This is a genomic window from Pantoea phytostimulans, assembly GCF_046118715.1.
GTDB classification, from domain to species: Bacteria; Pseudomonadota; Gammaproteobacteria; order Enterobacterales; family Enterobacteriaceae; genus Pantoea; species Pantoea phytostimulans.
The window spans coordinates 3,060,551-3,076,958 of sequence record NZ_CP173698.1; the positions used below are offsets into that span (position 1 = coordinate 3,060,551).

At 51.7% G+C, this 16,408-nt stretch carries 14 protein-coding genes; 7 read left to right on the plus strand and 7 right to left on the minus strand.

The window, feature by feature from the left end:
* Positions 1 to 3: 3 nt before the first annotated feature.
* From rbsK to ACF2G4_RS14350, 6 genes are all read right to left on the minus strand, one after another.
* Complete coding sequence (gene rbsK, locus ACF2G4_RS14325) at positions 4 to 933, minus strand: ribokinase (RefSeq protein WP_215848112.1); 930 nt, start codon at positions 931 to 933, stop codon at positions 4 to 6.
* A gap of 63 nt (positions 934 to 996) precedes the next feature.
* Positions 997 to 1,872 carry a ribose ABC transporter substrate-binding protein RbsB gene (gene rbsB, locus ACF2G4_RS14330; RefSeq protein WP_215848111.1) on the minus strand — a complete coding sequence of 292 codons (876 nt, stop codon included), beginning with the start codon at positions 1,870 to 1,872 and terminating at the stop codon, positions 997 to 999.
* Between the two features lie 26 nt (positions 1,873 to 1,898).
* On the minus strand, positions 1,899 to 2,870 hold the full coding sequence (gene rbsC / locus ACF2G4_RS14335; protein WP_215848110.1) for a ribose ABC transporter permease: 972 nt from the start codon (positions 2,868 to 2,870) through the stop codon (positions 1,899 to 1,901).
* A complete protein-coding gene (gene rbsA / locus ACF2G4_RS14340) occupies positions 2,867 to 4,375 on the minus strand; it encodes a ribose ABC transporter ATP-binding protein RbsA (protein WP_409075020.1) in 1,509 nt (502 codons plus the stop codon). Before rbsA ends, rbsC begins: the two co-directional genes overlap by 4 nt.
* Before the next feature lie 7 nt (positions 4,376 to 4,382).
* The gene (rbsD, locus tag ACF2G4_RS14345) at positions 4,383 to 4,802 is read right to left on the minus strand and encodes a D-ribose pyranase (RefSeq protein WP_215848109.1); all 420 of its coding nucleotides are present in this window, start codon (positions 4,800 to 4,802) and stop codon (positions 4,383 to 4,385) included.
* Positions 4,803 to 4,984: 182 nt separating this feature from the next.
* On the minus strand, positions 4,985 to 5,380 hold the full coding sequence (locus ACF2G4_RS14350; RefSeq protein ID WP_215848367.1) for a YgiW/YdeI family stress tolerance OB fold protein: 396 nt from the start codon (positions 5,378 to 5,380) through the stop codon (positions 4,985 to 4,987).
* Positions 5,381 to 5,543: 163 nt separating this feature from the next.
* Here ACF2G4_RS14350 and qseB point away from each other — a divergent pair, with 163 nt between their 5' ends.
* Together qseB and qseC are read left to right on the plus strand one after the other, a co-directional pair.
* The gene (qseB, locus tag ACF2G4_RS14355; RefSeq protein ID WP_409075021.1) at positions 5,544 to 6,215 is read left to right on the plus strand and encodes a quorum sensing response regulator transcription factor QseB; all 672 of its coding nucleotides are present in this window, start codon (positions 5,544 to 5,546) and stop codon (positions 6,213 to 6,215) included.
* On the plus strand, positions 6,203 to 7,576 hold the full coding sequence (gene qseC / locus ACF2G4_RS14360; protein WP_409075022.1) for a quorum sensing histidine kinase QseC: 1,374 nt from the start codon (positions 6,203 to 6,205) through the stop codon (positions 7,574 to 7,576). Before qseB ends, qseC begins: the two co-directional genes overlap by 13 nt.
* Here qseC and kup read toward each other — a convergent pair.
* Entirely contained in the window at positions 7,573 to 9,441 is a 1,869-nt protein-coding gene (kup, locus tag ACF2G4_RS14365) for a low affinity potassium transporter Kup (RefSeq protein ID WP_243079818.1), read from the minus strand. The genes qseC and kup overlap by 4 nt on opposite strands.
* A 290-nt stretch (positions 9,442 to 9,731) precedes the next feature.
* Between kup and ravA the strand changes: the two genes are divergently transcribed.
* The 5 genes from ravA (at position 9,732) to mioC (ending at position 16,058) form a co-directional block, all read left to right on the plus strand.
* Positions 9,732 to 11,228 carry an ATPase RavA gene (ravA, locus tag ACF2G4_RS14370; RefSeq protein ID WP_243079817.1) on the plus strand — a complete coding sequence of 499 codons (1,497 nt, stop codon included), beginning with the start codon at positions 9,732 to 9,734 and terminating at the stop codon, positions 11,226 to 11,228.
* On the plus strand, positions 11,225 to 12,685 hold the full coding sequence (gene viaA, locus ACF2G4_RS14375; RefSeq protein WP_409075023.1) for an ATPase RavA stimulator ViaA: 1,461 nt from the start codon (positions 11,225 to 11,227) through the stop codon (positions 12,683 to 12,685). The genes ravA and viaA overlap by 4 nt, the downstream gene beginning before the upstream one ends.
* A gap of 72 nt (positions 12,686 to 12,757) precedes the next feature.
* Positions 12,758 to 14,896 (plus strand): 5-histidylcysteine sulfoxide synthase, encoded by a 2,139-nt coding sequence (gene ovoA, locus ACF2G4_RS14380; protein WP_409075024.1) that lies wholly within the window; start codon positions 12,758 to 12,760, stop codon positions 14,894 to 14,896.
* A 104-nt stretch (positions 14,897 to 15,000) separates the two neighbouring features.
* Positions 15,001 to 15,462 carry a transcriptional regulator AsnC gene (gene asnC, locus ACF2G4_RS14385; RefSeq protein ID WP_215848108.1) on the plus strand — a complete coding sequence of 154 codons (462 nt, stop codon included), beginning with the start codon at positions 15,001 to 15,003 and terminating at the stop codon, positions 15,460 to 15,462.
* 155 nt (positions 15,463 to 15,617) lie between these two features.
* Positions 15,618 to 16,058 carry an FMN-binding protein MioC gene (mioC, locus tag ACF2G4_RS14390; protein WP_409075978.1) on the plus strand — a complete coding sequence of 147 codons (441 nt, stop codon included), beginning with the start codon at positions 15,618 to 15,620 and terminating at the stop codon, positions 16,056 to 16,058.
* Positions 16,059 to 16,408 lie beyond the last annotated feature (350 nt).

The window sequence follows — 16,408 nt, forward strand, 5'->3', positions numbered from 1 at the left end:
CGCTTAATCCTGCTGTTGCAAAAAATCATCGATTTCCGCGCGCCACGGCACGGAAGGCTGCGCGCCCGGACGCGTTACGGCAATGGCAGCGGCAGCATGGGCGAAGCGCACTGCATTATGCATAGCTTGACCTTCCAACCGTGCAGTAATAAACGCGCCGTTAAACGTATCGCCCGCCGCGATGGTGTCTACGGCCTTGACGCTGAAACCCGCAATACGCTGGCCATTGCCCTGTTCACTCAGCCATACGCCACGACGCCCGAGAGTAATCAACACTGTTTCAATGCCCTTCGCATGCAGCGCTTTAGCTGCCTGGGCCGCATCGTCATCACTTTTTACCGCAATCCCCGTCAGGATTTCTGCTTCGGTTTCGTTCGGGGTAATGATGTCAATCAACGCGAGCAGTTCATCTGACAGCCTGGTCGCTGGGGCAGGATTGAGAATGACCTGCGTTTGATGTTGACTGGCGATTTTGGCTGCCGCCAATACGCTTTCCAGCGGTGATTCAAGTTGCATTAATAACGCATCAGCCTGTGCAATGATTTGCTGATGACGTTCAACGCAGGCTGGCGTTAACGCGGCATTTGCACCTGAATAGATACCAATGTTGTTCTCGCCTTCGCCATTCACGAAAATCATCGCCACACCGGTAGATTCATTCTCAACGCTTTCCACTGATGCAACGTCAATGTTGTCCTGCGCCAGCTGCTGACGAATGCGCTCGCCAATATCATCAGCGCCCACGCAGGCGATAAACGCGATATCCGCGCCTGCGCGCCCAGCGGCAACGGCCTGATTCGCCCCTTTGCCACCAAACGCAATGTGATACTGCGTCCCGATCACCGTTTCACCGGGACGCGGAAAGTGCGACAAATTAAGGATGTGATCAGCATTGATGCTGCCAAGAACGGTCAGTTTTGAGTTTTTGCTCATAGGGAATGATCCAGAAAGAGTGCGCCACCGGAAAGGTGGCGCAATGCCCTGCTTTTCTTTGATTTATTGACTAACCAGCTTCAGGTCAACTGGATTAACCGCCTGCACTTTTTCGCTCTTTAGCACTTTATCAGCGGTATCAACGCCAATCATGCCAATTTTGTCCGGCATCTGTGCCACAGTCGCTGACAGTTTGCCCGCTTCAACCGCTTTAACGCCATCAGCAGTGCCGTCAAAGCCGACCACGATCACATCTGTTTTACCCGCAGTTTGCAGCGCACGCAGTGCACCCAACGCCATTTCATCATTCTGGGCAAACACAGCTTGCACGTCAGGATGCGCCTGCAACAGATTCTGCATCACGTTCAGACCTTTAGTACGGTCAAAATCTGCCGGCTGGCTGGCAAGGATCTGGAATTTGTGCGCATCGGCGGCTTGTTTAAAGCCTTCGCCACGTTCGCGCGCCGCAGAAGTGCCAGCAATGCCCTGCAGTTCGATGATTTTTGCATTTTCACCGACTTTCTTAGCGATGTAGTCACCTGCCATTTTGCCGCCAAAACGGTTGTCAGAGGCAACGTGACTCACCACGCTGCCTTGTGATGCCACACGATCAAGGGTGATAACAGGAATCTTGGCCTGATTAGCCATTTTCACTGCATTGCCAACTGCATCGGAATCTGTTGGGTTAATCAGCAGCAGCTTGGTGCCGCGTACTGTTAAATCTTGCACGTTAGCCAGCTCTTTTGCTGGGTTGTTTTGCGAATCCAGCACCACCAGGTTGTAACCCAGCTTGTCAGCTTCTTTTTGCGCCCCATCTTTCAACGCAACAAAGAATGGGTTATTCAGCGTAGAGACAACCAGCGCGATAGTCTCCTTTGCCATTGCGCCAGCACTTAATGTAGCGCCAAGAATGACAGCCAATGCGGTCAACTTTTTCATCATTTCATCCTGTGTAAAGGTCAGAGTTATTTACTGCTTTTATTATCCACCAGCACCGCGAGCAGGATTACCACCGCTTTAACGATCATCTGGTAGTACGAAGAAACGCCCATCAGGTTCAGGCCGTTATTCAGAAAGCCCAAAATCAGCGCACCAATTAACGTGCCGACAATCCGCCCTTTACCGCCTGCCAGGCTGGTTCCACCTAACACCACCGCAGCGATAGCATCCAGCTCATAACCGGTTCCTGCCGTTGGCTGCGCTGAGGACAAGCGCGCCACTTCAATGGTGCCTGCCAGCGCCGCCAACATGCCGCACAGGGAATAGACGATCACTTTGACGCGGTTCACATTGATGCCGGATAAGCGCGTTGCCGCTTCGTTGCCACCCAATGCATAGATGTAACGTCCAAGACGGGTGTGATGCAGCATGTACCAGGCAACGATAAACACGATCGCCATCAGCCAGACCGGCGTGGGAATACCCAGCGGGCGGCCGATACCGAACCAGCCAAACAGATCAGCGTTATCGTTGAAGCCGGTATTAATGGGGCTACCGTTGGTATAAACCATCGTGACGCCACGCAGCAGCAGCATCATTACCAGCGTGGCGATAAACGCCTGCACTTTGCCGCGCGCCACAATCGTGCCCGTTACTGCACCAATTGCAGCACCCAGCGCCAGCGAGGCCGCTACCGCCGTTAGCGCATTGACTTCCAGCCCCACCAGCGATGCAGCTACCGCGCCGGTTAGCGCCAGTAACGAGCCCACCGAGAGATCGATGCCAGAGGTTAAAATCACCAGCGTCATGCCCACCGCCATAATGGCGTTGACCGAGGTTTGCTGCAGGATGTTGAACACGTTAGCGATGGTAAAGAAGTTCGGACTTTGGCTCGCGACAACGGCAATCAACACGATCAGCGCAATCAGCGATTTTTGCTCCAGCAGCCACTCTTTGCTGAACCAGCGACGGCTGGAAGGTAAGGTTTGGGTACTCATACAACTAAATCCTCGCTGTGTTGCTTGCCAACGGCTGCCGCCATCAGGCTTTCCTGAGTGGCTTCTTCACGGGTAAATTCGCCGCTTAAGTGGCCTTCATGCATCACCAGAATGCGATCGCTCATGCCTAACACTTCCGGCATTTCCGACGACACTAAAATAATGCTCAGCCCTTCGGCTTTGAACTGGTTAATTAACTGATAAATCTCTTTTTTTGCGCCAACATCAACACCGCGCGTTGGTTCATCAAGGATCAGCACATGGGGCCGCGTCATCAAACCACGCGCAATCGCCACTTTTTGCTGATTACCGCCAGAAAGCAGGCCAATCGGCTGCTCCATCGACGGGGTTTTGACGTTAAACAGACGAATAAAATCGCCTACCGCAAGTTGCTCTTCAGCATGTTTCAGGCTGCCACCGCCGCGGCTGAAATAACGCAGCGCGGTTAAAGACATGTTCTCTTTTACTGACATACCCAGCACTAAACCGTCACGTTTACGATCTTCCGATATATAAACGATGCCGTTTGCCAACCCATCCTGCGGTGAACGCGTGACGACCTCGCGTCCATCCAATAACACGTTGCCTTCACTACGCGGCAATGCCCCGTACAGCACTTTCATTAATTCGGTTCGACCCGCGCCCATCAAACCGGAGACGCCAAGGATTTCGCCTTTACGCAGCGTGAAGCTGACGCCGTTTACCCCTGGTCCGCTAAGGTTTTCTACTTTTAAACGCACGTCGCCTAGCGCTTGATCGAGGCGAGGATATTGATCTTCCAGTTTGCGTCCGACCATCATCTCGATCAGGCTCTCTTCGGTAAGATCACTTACCGCACGCTCGGCAATAAACTGGCCATCGCGGAACACGGTGACGTCATCGCATATCTCGAAAATTTCTTTCATACGATGCGAGATATAAACAATGCCGCAGCCCTGCGCTTTTAATTCGTTAATCACGTTAAACAGCGATAACGTTTCGGTGTCGGTGAGCGCATCAGTCGGCTCATCCATGATAATGACCTGCGACTCAAAGCTGATGACTTTGGCGATCTCCACCATTTGTTGATCGCCGATCGACAAATCGCCCACCAGCTTGTGGCTGTTAAAACGCAGGTTAAGCCGATTCAGTAAGGCATCCGCTTCGGCATGCATACGTTTCCAGTCGATGCGACCAAAGCGGTTGACGAATTCGCGGCCGAGGAAAATATTCTCCGCCACGCTAAGTTGAGGAATCAGGTTAAGTTCCTGATGAATGATACCGATGCCCGCTTCCTGGGAAGCTTTTGGTCCGCTAAAGGTGGTTTCTTTCCCCAGCCACTTTAGCGATCCCGCATCACGGCTGTAGATGCCGGTCAGCACTTTCATCATGGTAGATTTGCCCGCGCCGTTTTCTCCCACCAGCGCCATAACGCGTCCGGGGTAAACAGCCAGCGAAGCACTTTTCAACGCTTTCACGCCAGGGAACGATTTTTCAATCCCGATGAGTTGCAGTAACGGTTGCATAGCGGCCTCAGAAGGTCACACCGGCGCTCAGGATGACATTCGCATACGGAGAACACTCTCCGCTGCGAATGACCGCCTGACTACGCTGAGTATGTTGTTTGAACTGTTCATGGCTGGTGTAACGTACCGCGATGGTATTCCCCTGGTGCTGTTGCAAGGCTTCGAGCACAGCGAGCAGCGCGCTGTGGAGCTGCGGATTGTGCAGCTTAATCTCTTCCGCAATCAGGGCACTTTCTACCTGCATCTCCAGCGTGACAGCATTGACCACCTGCATAAAATCGGGCGTGCCCGGCGTAAGCGCCAAGTCAATACGTTGTGGCCCGGCCGGAATCGGCAAGCCTGCATCGGCAATGGTGAGCGTATCCGTATGACCCAAGCGGGCAATCACATGAGAGAGTTCAGCGTTTAACAAGCGACCTTTTTTCATCTATTCACTCCACAGCGAAACGTTTCGCTGGCTGCAGTGTATGAAATGTATAAAGCAACTCAATCGGCAAATGAAAGAAGTGTGATCGCTATCGAAACGTTTCGCTTCAGCGGGAGAGAATTTGTCTTAGGGGATAGGAGAAAGGAAAGAATGGACCGCCGCAGCGGTCCTGAAAGCAGGATTTAAGGCAGTTTCTTCACTTGCTTAACGTCCAGCTCAATGCTGTTGAAATCTTTGTCTAGCTCACCCGTCAACTCAACGCGGTCTTTCGGCGAAATGGTCTGTCCATTCCAGCGCTTGTGATCAATTTCGACTTTCATGGTGCCGGTTTGATCACGGAACTGATAATCCTCGTCACCAATCTGCTTTTCCAACTGACCACGTACAGTGATCCAGCTGTCATCTTTCATCTCTTCAGCCTGTTTTACGGTGACAACGCTGGTGTTGTCCGCATTAAACCCACCTTGTTTAACCTGGGCAGCAGGCGCATTAGGATCGACAAATCCACCTTGCTGAGCAGCAAAAACCGGCGCAGAGGCCAACATAACAACAGCTAACAGTGCGGCTTGCTTTTTCATCATTCCACCTCTTGTCCATGAATGTATTTCGTTTTGATGCATACAGTTAAGCACAAGGTTCTTAACAGGATCTTAAGGATAAAAAATAGCCGAAATAGAGTGAAAGCTGCTGTACAAGCTTGGCTGTGCTTCGTATAAAGCCCTTTCTATCGGGGGAGAATCGATGCGCATTTTATTAATCGAAGACGATCGCTTAATTGGCGATGGCATCAAAGCGGGACTGAGCAAATTAGGATTCAGCGTTGACTGGTTTGTCTCCGGCGAAGCAGGATTTCAGGCATTAGCCGCCGCACCCTGGGATGCGGTCATTCTCGACCTTTCTCTGCCGGAACGTGACGGACTGGATATTTTGCGTCAATGGCGCCAGCAGGGCCACGATGTGCCGGTGCTGATTCTCACCGCGCGCGACGCGCTGGATCAGCGAGTCGAAGGTTTACAGCTCGGTGCAGATGATTACCTTTGCAAACCTTTTGCCCTAACTGAGGTGGCAGCACGTTTACAGGCATTGATTCGTCGTCGTCATGGTCAGGTTCAACCCGAACTGCGCCACGGCAATGTGGTGCTCTCGCCCGGAAATCACAGCGTGATGATGGACGGCGAAGCGATTGAACTAAAAAGCCGTGAGCTGGCACTGCTCGAATTATTTATGCTTAATCCCAGTCGCGTCCTGACGCGCAGCCAGCTAGAAGAGAAGCTCTATAACTGGGATGACGACGTTTCCAGCAATGCGATAGAAGTCCACATTCATCATCTGCGCAAAAAATTGGGCAGCCGTTTCATTCGCACCGTTCACGGCGTGGGTTATACGCTGGGGGAAGCGGCATGCGATCAATGAGCCTGTTCCTGCGCCTTGGCATTGGCTTTGTTTTGCTGCTGGGCGTTTGCTGGGGCAGCGCCAGCCTGAGCGCATGGTATCAAACGCGTGAAACCATCAATGAACTGTTCGATACTCAACAGATGCTGCTCGCTAAGCGCCTGCTTAGCCTGGATTTTGCCACACTGGATAATGTCTCTCTGCCTAAAACCAAACGGCTGCTGCGTCATAATCGTGGCGATCAGGATGATGATGCGTTGGCGTTTGCCGTTTTTTCTCGCGATGGCAAACAGGTGCTTAATGATGGCGATAACGGCAAACATCTCCCGTTTGAAGCAGATTATCAGGGCTTCCGTGATGGACGTTTAGATAATGATGACGATCGCTGGCGCTTTGTCTGGCTGACCACCGAGGACCAGCAGTTCCGCGTGATTGTCGGTCAGGAATGGGAATATCGCGATGACATGGCAAAAGATTTGGTCAACGCCAGCGTCTTGCCGTGGCTGATCGCGCTGCCGCTGATGCTGTTGTTGCTCATTGGCCTGGTGTGGTATGAGTTGCGTCCCCTGAAGCGGCTGGCGCAGCAGCTCACCCAGCGTGAGCCCGATGATGACACCCCCTTAAACGCCAAACCTTTACCCAAAGAGGTACAGCCGCTGATCGTGGCATTAAATGGCTTGTTCAGCCGTATCAGCGCCATGATGCATCGCGAACGCCGCTTTACCTCCGACGCAGCCCACGAACTGCGCAGCCCATTGGCCGCACTTCAGGTTCAGAGTGAAGTGATTCAACTTGCCGCTGATGATGAAGCCATGCGTACCCATGCATTACATCAACTGGATGCCGGTATTACGCGCGCCACGCGATTAGTGGATCAATTACTGACTCTTTCGCGCGTCGAAGCGGATGACGCACGCAGTGCTTTTCAGTCGGTTGATCTACAGCGAACCTTACAAGATACGCTCATTGCTCAATTGCCGTTGGCTGACAACGCTGGGGTAACGCTACGCTTACACGCGCAGGCTGAACCGGTAATTCAGGGACACCCGTTACTGCTCTCGCTGCTGGTGCGCAACCTGCTGGATAACGCGATTCGCTACACGCCTGCGGGAAGTGACGTTGATCTCTGGCTGGAAGCCAATAGCTTACGCATTGAGGATAACGGTACAGGCGTGAGTGAAGCCGATTTACAGCGCTTAGGAGAACGTTTTTGGCGGCCAGCGGGACAGGAAAAAAGCGGTAGCGGTTTGGGATTATCCATTGTGCGCAACATCGCGCATCTTCATGACATGCAGATTGCCTTTAACCAGCGGCAAGGCGGCGGATTGTGCGTCACCTTGCGCTGGTCATCTCACGCCCTAATCAGTGGCGCACCCGCTTAAATCTCGACCTGCGTTCCCAGCTCAATCACACGATTGGGCGGGATCTCAAACTGATCAGGCGCACGTAATGCGTTTCGTTGCAGCGCCAGGAACAGCTTGCCGCGCAACCTCAAGTACCACGGACGTTTACCCATAATCAACGATTCGTGCGACATAAAGAATGAAGTCTCCATCATGCGGCAGTTTAAACCTTCTAACCCGCAACGATGGAAAACTTCTACCACGTTCGGCGTTTCACGCCAGCCGTAGCTCGCGACAACGCGCCAGAATGTGGGTGAGAGCTGCTCAATAGTGACGCGACGTACATTATGCACGTAAGGCGCATCTTCCGTACGTAACGTTAATAACACCACACGTTCATGCAACACTTTGTTGTGCTTGAGATTATGCAGCATAGCGAAAGGAATCACATTCAGTGCACGCGACATATAGACCGCAGTGCCCGGTACGCGAACCGGCGGTGATTTCTCGAGTGACGCGATCATCGCTTCAAGTGAATTTCCATGCTCATGCAGACGCCGCAACAGGCGGAAACGCTCACTTTTCCAGGTCGTCATGATGATAAACATCACTAATCCCAGACAAAGCGGCAGCCAGCCACCAGAGAAAATCTTAACCAGGTTGGCAGTGAACAGCGGAATATCGATACACAGCATCAGTACCAAAATGACGCCAACCGCTAGCTTCTGCCAATGCCAGTTTTTGATCGCCACAGTGCAGGAGAGAATGGATGTCAGCACCATAGTGCCAGTTACCGCAATACCATACGCCGCTGCCAGATTACTTGAATGTTCAAAGCTGACGATGACAATAACCACAGCAAAATAGAGCACCCAGTTGATAACCGGAATGTAGATCTGACCCGATTCCATTTCTGAAGTATGGATGATACGCATGCCCGGCAGATACCCCAGACGAACCGCCTGACGCGTCAACGAGAACACACCAGAAATCACCGCCTGTGAAGCAATCACCGTTGCCAGCGTGGCCAGGATCAGCATAGGAATCAGCGCCCATTCTGGTGCCAGCAGGAAGAACGGATTTTTTATCGCTGCGGGATCGCTGAGCAGGAGTGCACCCTGACCAAAATAGTTCAGCACCAGTGAAGGCAGCACCACCGAGAACCAGGCGAGTCGAATCGGTATTTTGCCGAAATGCCCCATATCCGCATACAACGCTTCAACACCGGTAATCGCCAGCACCACCGCGCCAAGCGCAAAGAATGAGATGGTTTTGTAGTGCAAAAAGAAGTTAACCGCATGTGCCGGATTCAGCGCCTGCAACACTTCTGGGTTTTTCATGATGCCATTGACGCCCAGCACCGCCAGCACCAAAAACCACAGCAACATCACCGGTGCAAACAGTTTACCGACAATGCCAGTGCCATGTTTTTGAATCATAAACAGCAGCGTTAATACGGCGATAGAAAGCGGTACGATAAAGGGATCCAGCGACGGTGCAGCAATCTCCAGCCCTTCTATCGCTGACATCACAGAAATAGCGGGCGTGATCACCACTTCACCGTAGAAGAAGCTGCCACCAATCAGCCCCATAATCACCAGCACAGCAGTGGCACGAGCGCCGGTATTGCGGCCTGCCAGCGACATCAGCGTTAAAATTCCGCCTTCACCCGCGTTGTCGGCACGCATGACATAGCTGATGTACTTAAGCGACACCACCAATACCAGCAGCCAGAAAATCAGTGACAGAAAACCAAATACGGCTTCACGTTCCACACCAAAACCGAACTGACCTGAAAGGCATTCACGCAAGGTATACAGCGGACTGGTACCGATATCTCCGTAAACTACACCAATAGCGGCCAGCGTTAATCCACCAAGCGACTGCTTCTTATCCGAGCTCATAGAGTTATCTTTTGTTGGAGTCAAAGAGGCACAAAACCGCTCGCTCAAGCCTCTAAAAAGCGCACAGTATGCACGTATTCCAAAAAAATCCCATCCTTGTAAACCGTCTGGTTATCTGCCATCCGGCTCTTTTTACCTTAAAATAAGCGGGTTAAGCGGGGTTTAAGCCTTGTTGAACCTTCTGAAACAAAAAAGCTGACAGCTATCAACGCTTTCACGCATCATAATCTATAAAGTGTTGCGTTCGCTAAGCGCGGCAGCTTGATGATCCTAAGGACAATGATGTGATTATGGCTCAACCCCATCTTTTGGCAGAAAGAATTTCTCGCCTCAGCAACGCATTAGAAAAAGGCTTATATGAGCGTCATCATGCCATTCGCCTCTGCTTGCTGGCCGCCCTGAGCGGTGAAAGCGTATTCCTGCTGGGGCCGCCGGGCATTGCAAAGAGCCTGATTGCCCGCCGCCTGAAATACGCCTTCCAGAATGCTCGCGCCTTTGAATACCTGATGACCCGATTTTCTACGCCGGAAGAGGTGTTTGGTCCGCTGTCGATTCAGGCACTAAAAGATGAAGGGCGTTATCAGCGTCTTACTAAAGGCTATTTGCCGGATGCCGAGATTGTTTTCCTTGATGAAATATGGAAAGCCGGCCCGGCGATTTTGAATACGCTGCTTACTGCCATTAACGAACGCCGCTTCCGTAATGGTGATAGCGAAGAAAAAATCCCGATGCGTCTGCTGGTGACAGCATCCAACGAATTGCCTGAAGCGGACAGTGGACTGGAAGCGCTGTATGACCGCATGTTAATCCGCCTGTGGCTGGATAACGTGCATGAGAAACAGAACTTCCGCAGCATGTTAACCCACCAGCAAGATGAAAACGCCAATCCGGTAGCGGAAGGGCTGCGCATCAGCGACGAAGAGTATCTGCAATGGCAGCAAGGCATTAGTCAGGTCAATTTACCGGACAACGTTTTTGAACTGATCTATCAACTGCGCCAGCAGCTGGAAAATCAGCCGCAAGCGCCTTACATCTCCGATCGTCGTTGGAAAAAAGCGATTCATCTGTTGCAGGCCAGCGCGTTTTACAGTGGCCGAACCACCATTGCGCCGATTGATTTGATCCTGCTGAAAGATTGCTTGTGGCACGATGTCGCCTCAATGCAATTGCTGGATCGTGAAATCGATCAATTGATGACTCAGCATGCCTGGCAACAGCAGCCGATGCTGCTCAAACTTCAGCAAATCAAAACGCGCCGTATGGCGTTGCAGCAGCAACAAAGCGTGTCACAGGCGATCACCCTGGAGAAACACAGCGGAATGTTCAGCCGCAAGCCGCATTACGATCTGCCCGAAACGTTTACTGATGAACAACTCACTTTAATGCTGCAACAGCCGCTGACGCTGCATGACATGCAGGTCACGCACATTGTTATAGCGCGTGATGCGCTTAATCAATGGCTGCTGAAAGGCGGCGACGTTCGCGGCAAACTCAACGGTATCGGTTTTGCTCAAACGGTGGATTTATTGGTTGATGCGCAGCATTGCCTGGCGGTACGTGATGTTAGCCTGCAAGCGACTCGCCTGACGCTGCCGGGTATTAGCAACAACAATGAATTGCCCACTGAAATCGTTGAAGCGCTGGATGAGTTGGATGCGCAACTTCGCGCCCAGCGCCATCTGTTTAGCCAACACCAGCGCTGTTTATTTATCAGCGATGACTGGTTTGCGCGGGTTGAAAGCAGCCTGCAAGATGTAGCAGAACAGCTAAAACAGGCGCGTAAATGATTTCGGTTGAGACGCTAAGCACGCTGCTTTCAATCGGCGAAACTGAACTGATTGAAGAGTTGATTATCGCGCTGCTGGCGTCTCCCCAATTTGCTCTGTTCTTTGAAAAGTTTCCGGGCCTGAAGAAAGCGCTGTTGCGCGATGTGCCGCGCTGGAAGGCAGAAATTAATGCGGAACTCAAAGCCACGCCCGTGCCGGAAATGCTGTCGCAGGAATTTCAGCTCTTTCAACGGGTGCAACTGCTCAGCCACCACGAATTTAACCACCAGCTTTCGGACACGCTAGATACGCTGGATCGCCTGCCTTCCCCTTTTATAGAAGAAGCCAATCGGCTGCTTCACCACACTGAAGCACACCAGCTCAGCTCGGCGCAGCACACGCTTTTTTTACAGCGCTGGCGGCTTAGCCTGACGTTGCAAACTCTGACGTTGAATGAGCAATTGCTGGAACAGCAGCGTGAACGCCTGATAGCAGAGTTGCAGCAGCGCATGGCGCTAAGCGGCCAACTCGCACCCCTGTTAAGTGACGATGATGAAGCCGCAGCGGGCCGGTTATGGGATATGAGTAAGTCGTCGCTACAACACGGCGATTATGAGTTGATGCTGCAATATGGCGATTTTCTGGCGCAGCAGCCGGAGCTAATGAAGCTGGCCCAACAACTGGGTCGCAGTCGCGAAGCAAAATCAGTGCCGTCAAAAGAGGCGCCGATGGAAGCCTTTCATCATCTGGTGCATGAACCTGATGCTGTGCCAGAAGAGGTCAGCGGTATTCATCAAAGTGATGATGTGCTGCGTCTTCTGCCGCCAGAGCTGGCCGCGCTGAGTATCAGCGAGCTAGAGTTAGAGTTTTATCGGCGGCTGGTGGAAAAACGGTTACTGACTTATAAGTTGCAGGGCGATGCCTGGCACGAAAAGGTGACGATGCGCCCGGTAAGCCACCAGCAGCATGAAGAGCAGCCGCGCGGTCCGTTCATTGTCTGTGTTGATACGTCGGGTTCCATGGGCGGGTTCAATGAACGCTGCGCCAAAGCCTTCTGCCTGGCTTTGCTAAAAGTGGCGTTGGCCGATCGCCGTCGCTGCTACATCATGTTGTTTGCTCACGATGTCATTGGCTATGAATTAACCGGCGATGATGGTCTGGAGCAGGCGATTCGCTTTCTTAGCCAGCGTTTTCGTGGCGGCACCGATCTGGCCGCGTGTTTGTCGTCGGTGGTGAAACGTATGGCAGGCACTATCTGGCAGGAAGCTGATGCCGTTATTGTGTCTGATTTTATCGCTCAGCGCCTGCCGGAAGAGGTCATCAGCGCGATAAAACAACGTCAGCGTCATCATCAGCAACGCTTCCATGCTGTCGCTATGTCGACGCATGGCAAACCCGGTATTTTGCGCATTTTTGATCATATCTGGCGATTCGATACCGGAATGAAAAGCCGCCTGTTGCGTCACTGGCGGCGCTAAGTCATCAGGCAGAAATCCTTATTTGCTATAGTGAGTAATCGCATTTACTTACTCAGCAATCTGGAGCTTTCTGTGACACCAGCCCAATCTCATCGCGATCTGCTTGCGCCGACGCGTACTTTGCTGCTCTCCGGCCATAACGTAGAACAAAAACGTGCCGAACTGTTGGCGTACTTTACCCAAACCTGGGAACAGTACGAAGACTTGTTTACCTGTCTTGCCGATCAGCGCGCCTGGTTCAATAAAGCCATCCCACTGCGCCATCCTCTGATCTTCTATTTTGGTCATACCGCCACTTTTTACATTAATAAGCTCATGGCGGGTCGCTACATTGATGCACGCTTAGACGATCGCATAGAAGCGATAATGGCGATTGGCGTTGATGAAATGAGCTGGGATGATCTCAACGACGACCATTATGAATGGCCAACCATCGAAGAAGTACGTGATTACCGCGGCAGCGTAAAAGCGCTGATCAGTAAATTTATTCAAACCATGCCGTTGGAATTGCCGATCAGCTGGGACAGCCCAGCGTGGATTATTTTGATGGGCATTGAACATGAGCGCATTCATCTGGAAACCTCCAGTGTATTGATACGCCAACTGCCTATTGAATGGGTCAAACCTCAGCCGCAATGGCCTGCTTGCCCAAACGCGCGTCATGCTCGCAATAGCGTTCCCGCCAACTCGCTGGTTGAGATGCCCGGCGGCCGCATTACCTTAGGTAAAACCGATGATACTTACGGCTGGGATAACGAATATGGAACGCAGCACGTCGAACTGAAGCCGTTTAAGGCCAGCAAAATGCTGGTGAGTAATGCTGAGTTTTTTGAATTCATCAGCGCGGGCGGTTATCAGGATGTACGCTGGTGGGATAATGAAGGCTTAGGCTGGCGCGAATTTGCGCAGGCAGAAATGCCTACTTTCTGGGTCGGCGCCCCAACGATGCCCGATCAGCTGAAATTGCGCTTGATGACGGAAGAAGTGGCCATGCCATGGGATTGGCCAGCCGAGGTGAATCAATTGGAAGCATCCGCTTTTTGCCGCTGGAAAGCTGACCAAACCGGAAAATCTATTCAGCTTCCATGCGAAGCGGAATGGGCGCAGTTGCGTGAGCAGGTTGAAGGCGATCAGCCGAACTGGGAACGCGCACCGGGTAATATAAACCTGGCGTATTGGGCCTCTTCCAGTCCCGTTGATCAATTCCCGCAAGGTAACTTTTTCGACGTGATCGGCAATGTCTGGCAATGGACGACAACGCCGATTAGCGGCTTTGAAGGCTTTAGAGTGCATCCTTTATACGATGATTTCTCAACGCCAACCTTTGACGGTAAACATACCTTAATCAAAGGCGGCAGTTGGATCTCCACCGGTAATGAAGCGCTGAAGTCGGCGCGCTACGCTTTTCGTCGCCACTTTTTCCAGCATGCGGGTTTTCGTTATGTTGTCTCTTCACATCAAGAGAGCATGACAATTAACCCGTATGAAACCGACAGTATGGTGTCGCAATATCTCGACTTCCAATATGGTCCACGCTATTTCGGCGTAGAGAACTATGCAGAAACGTTGGTGAATCTGGCGTTGCAGCACACCTCTTTACGTGGCAAGGCATTGGACATCGGCTGTGCCACCGGTCGTGCCAGCTTTGAACTGGCTCGTCACTTCGACAGCGTTGTGGGTATGGATTATTCAGCACGCTTCATTGATGTGGCGCTGCAGTTAGCCAGTGGCGAAGAGTTCCGCTATGTGGTGCCTGAAGAAGGTGAGCTGGTGGAATATCGTCAGGTGCGCTTGAAAGATTTGAATATGGGAAGCGAGTTCGCGCAGCGGATCCAGTTTGTGCAGGGCGATGCCTGTAACCTGAAGCCGCAACCACAGCAATATGATTTGGTATTGGCATCCAACCTGATTGATCGCCTGCGCCAGCCGAAGCGTTTCCTGCAGGACATCACGCCCATGATCCGGTCGGGCGGTATGCTCGCTCTCTCTTCGCCTTATACCTGGCTGGAAGCGTTCACGCCAAAAGAGAACTGGCTTGGTGGCGTGCGCGAAAATGGCGAAGCGCTAACGACCTTACAAGCGCTGCAGCGTCTTTTAGCGGCGGATTTTGAACAGGTTGGCGCACCACAGGATGTGCCGTTTGTTATTCGTGAAACGGCGCGTAAATTTCAACACACGCAGGCGCAATTAACCCTCTGGCGTAAGCGTTAATCTACCCGGCAGCGGCATTCACCGCTGCCGATACATTGCCTAATCCCCCGTTTTGCTGCACATTCTCAACAGTTCAATGAAGAAGTAACATAAAGAGGATGGCAATGGCCGAACATCTGCAACTGGATAACCTGGATCGCGGCATTTTGAATGCGCTGCTGGATAACGCACGCACGGCATATGCTGAACTGGCAAAACAGTTCAACGTCAGTCCGGGCACCATTCATGTACGCGTAGAAAAGATGAAACAGGCTGGGATTATTCTGGGTACGCGCGTTGAAATCGATCCACGACAGTTGGGCTTCGATGTGTGCTGTTTTATCGGCATTATCCTGAAAAGTGCCCGCGATTATCCTGCTGCGCTGAGCAAGCTTGATGCACTGGATGAAGTCGTTGAAGCCTGGTATACCACCGGCCATTACAGCATCTTCATTAAAGTGATGTGTCGTTCTATTGATGCGCTGCAGCAGGTACTGATCAACAAGATACAGACAATTGACGAAATTCAGTCGACTGAAACGCTGATCTCGCTGCAAAACCCGATCATGCGCACCATCAAACCCTGATTCATCCCCTGCCTTGTGCACAACCTTATCCCCTGTGAATGCGCCGTCTCCCAACGGCTGCGTTCGCATCCTCCGATCTATTAACCCTGTTGTCCACAGGTGGATCACTGCTTGATCACAGCGTACAATGCTCGCCTTTAGTCCAGGAGAGCATGATGGCCGATATTACTTTAATCAGTGGCAGCACCTTGGGAAGCGCCGAATATGTCGCTGAACATCTCGAAGAAAAATTGCAGGAAGCTGGCTTCTCAACGCAGATGCTGCATGGGCCGGAACTGGATGAAGTGCCGCAGGAAGGCGTCTGGCTGATTGTCTCCTCTACTCACGGCGCAGGTGAACTGCCTGATAATCTTGTGCCGTTTTATGACGCTATTAATGAAAGCCAGCCCGATCTGTCTGGCGTGCGCTTCGGTGCCGTTGGTATTGGCAATCACGAGTACGATCTTTTTTGTGGCGCGATCCGTAATATAGAAACGTTATTGATCGCGCGCGGTGCTCAACGTATTGGCGATCGCCTTGAAATCGATGTTCTTGAGCATGAGATTCCTGAAGATCCAGCTGAAGAGTGGATCGCGGACTGGAAAAGCTTGATTTGATCTGGCTGAGGATCGGGAATTAGCCACGATCCCCAGTGGAAGATGCTGATTTTATGCTTTTGAAAGCCATCTAATTGTGGATAACTACCCCTTTTTCCTGCGTATAACCAGTAGTTATCCAAAGAACAACCCAAGTCTATTTTTTGAGCTGTGGATAACTAGCCATTTTGATCTCAGGTTATACGTTGCAGGATCACCGATCATTAACAGCTAGTGATCTTATACATCCTGTTGTTTCATGAGCTTTTTTGAGACATATCCACAACAGATCGCGATCCTAATAAGAGATCTAACAAGAAGATCATATACAGAATAAAGATCCTTTCTTTTAAACACTGACGATCCCATTG

Bases quoted from the DNA above. Each gene is read 5' to 3' on its own strand.
- rbsK (WP_215848112.1), bottom strand. From the start codon at position 933: ATGAGCAAAAACTCAAAACTGACCGTTCTTGGCAGCATCAATGCTGAT.
- rbsB (WP_215848111.1), bottom strand. From the start codon at position 1,872: ATGAAAAAGTTGACCGCATTGGCTGTCATTCTTGGCGCTACATTAAGT.
- rbsC (WP_215848110.1), bottom strand. From the start codon at position 2,870: ATGAGTACCCAAACCTTACCTTCCAGCCGTCGCTGGTTCAGCAAAGAG.
- rbsA (WP_409075020.1), bottom strand. From the start codon at position 4,375: ATGCAACCGTTACTGCAACTCATCGGGATTGAAAAATCGTTCCCTGGC.
- rbsD (WP_215848109.1), bottom strand. From the start codon at position 4,802: ATGAAAAAAGGTCGCTTGTTAAACGCTGAACTCTCTCATGTGATTGCC.
- ACF2G4_RS14350 (WP_215848367.1), bottom strand. From the start codon at position 5,380: ATGAAAAAGCAAGCCGCACTGTTAGCTGTTGTTATGTTGGCCTCTGCG.
- qseB (WP_409075021.1), top strand. From the start codon at position 5,544: ATGCGCATTTTATTAATCGAAGACGATCGCTTAATTGGCGATGGCATC.
- qseC (WP_409075022.1), top strand. From the start codon at position 6,203: ATGCGATCAATGAGCCTGTTCCTGCGCCTTGGCATTGGCTTTGTTTTG.
- kup (WP_243079818.1), bottom strand. From the start codon at position 9,441: ATGAGCTCGGATAAGAAGCAGTCGCTTGGTGGATTAACGCTGGCCGCT.
- ravA (WP_243079817.1), top strand. From the start codon at position 9,732: ATGGCTCAACCCCATCTTTTGGCAGAAAGAATTTCTCGCCTCAGCAAC.
- viaA (WP_409075023.1), top strand. From the start codon at position 11,225: ATGATTTCGGTTGAGACGCTAAGCACGCTGCTTTCAATCGGCGAAACT.
- asnC (WP_215848108.1), top strand. From the start codon at position 15,001: ATGGCCGAACATCTGCAACTGGATAACCTGGATCGCGGCATTTTGAAT.
- mioC (WP_409075978.1), top strand. From the start codon at position 15,618: ATGGCCGATATTACTTTAATCAGTGGCAGCACCTTGGGAAGCGCCGAA.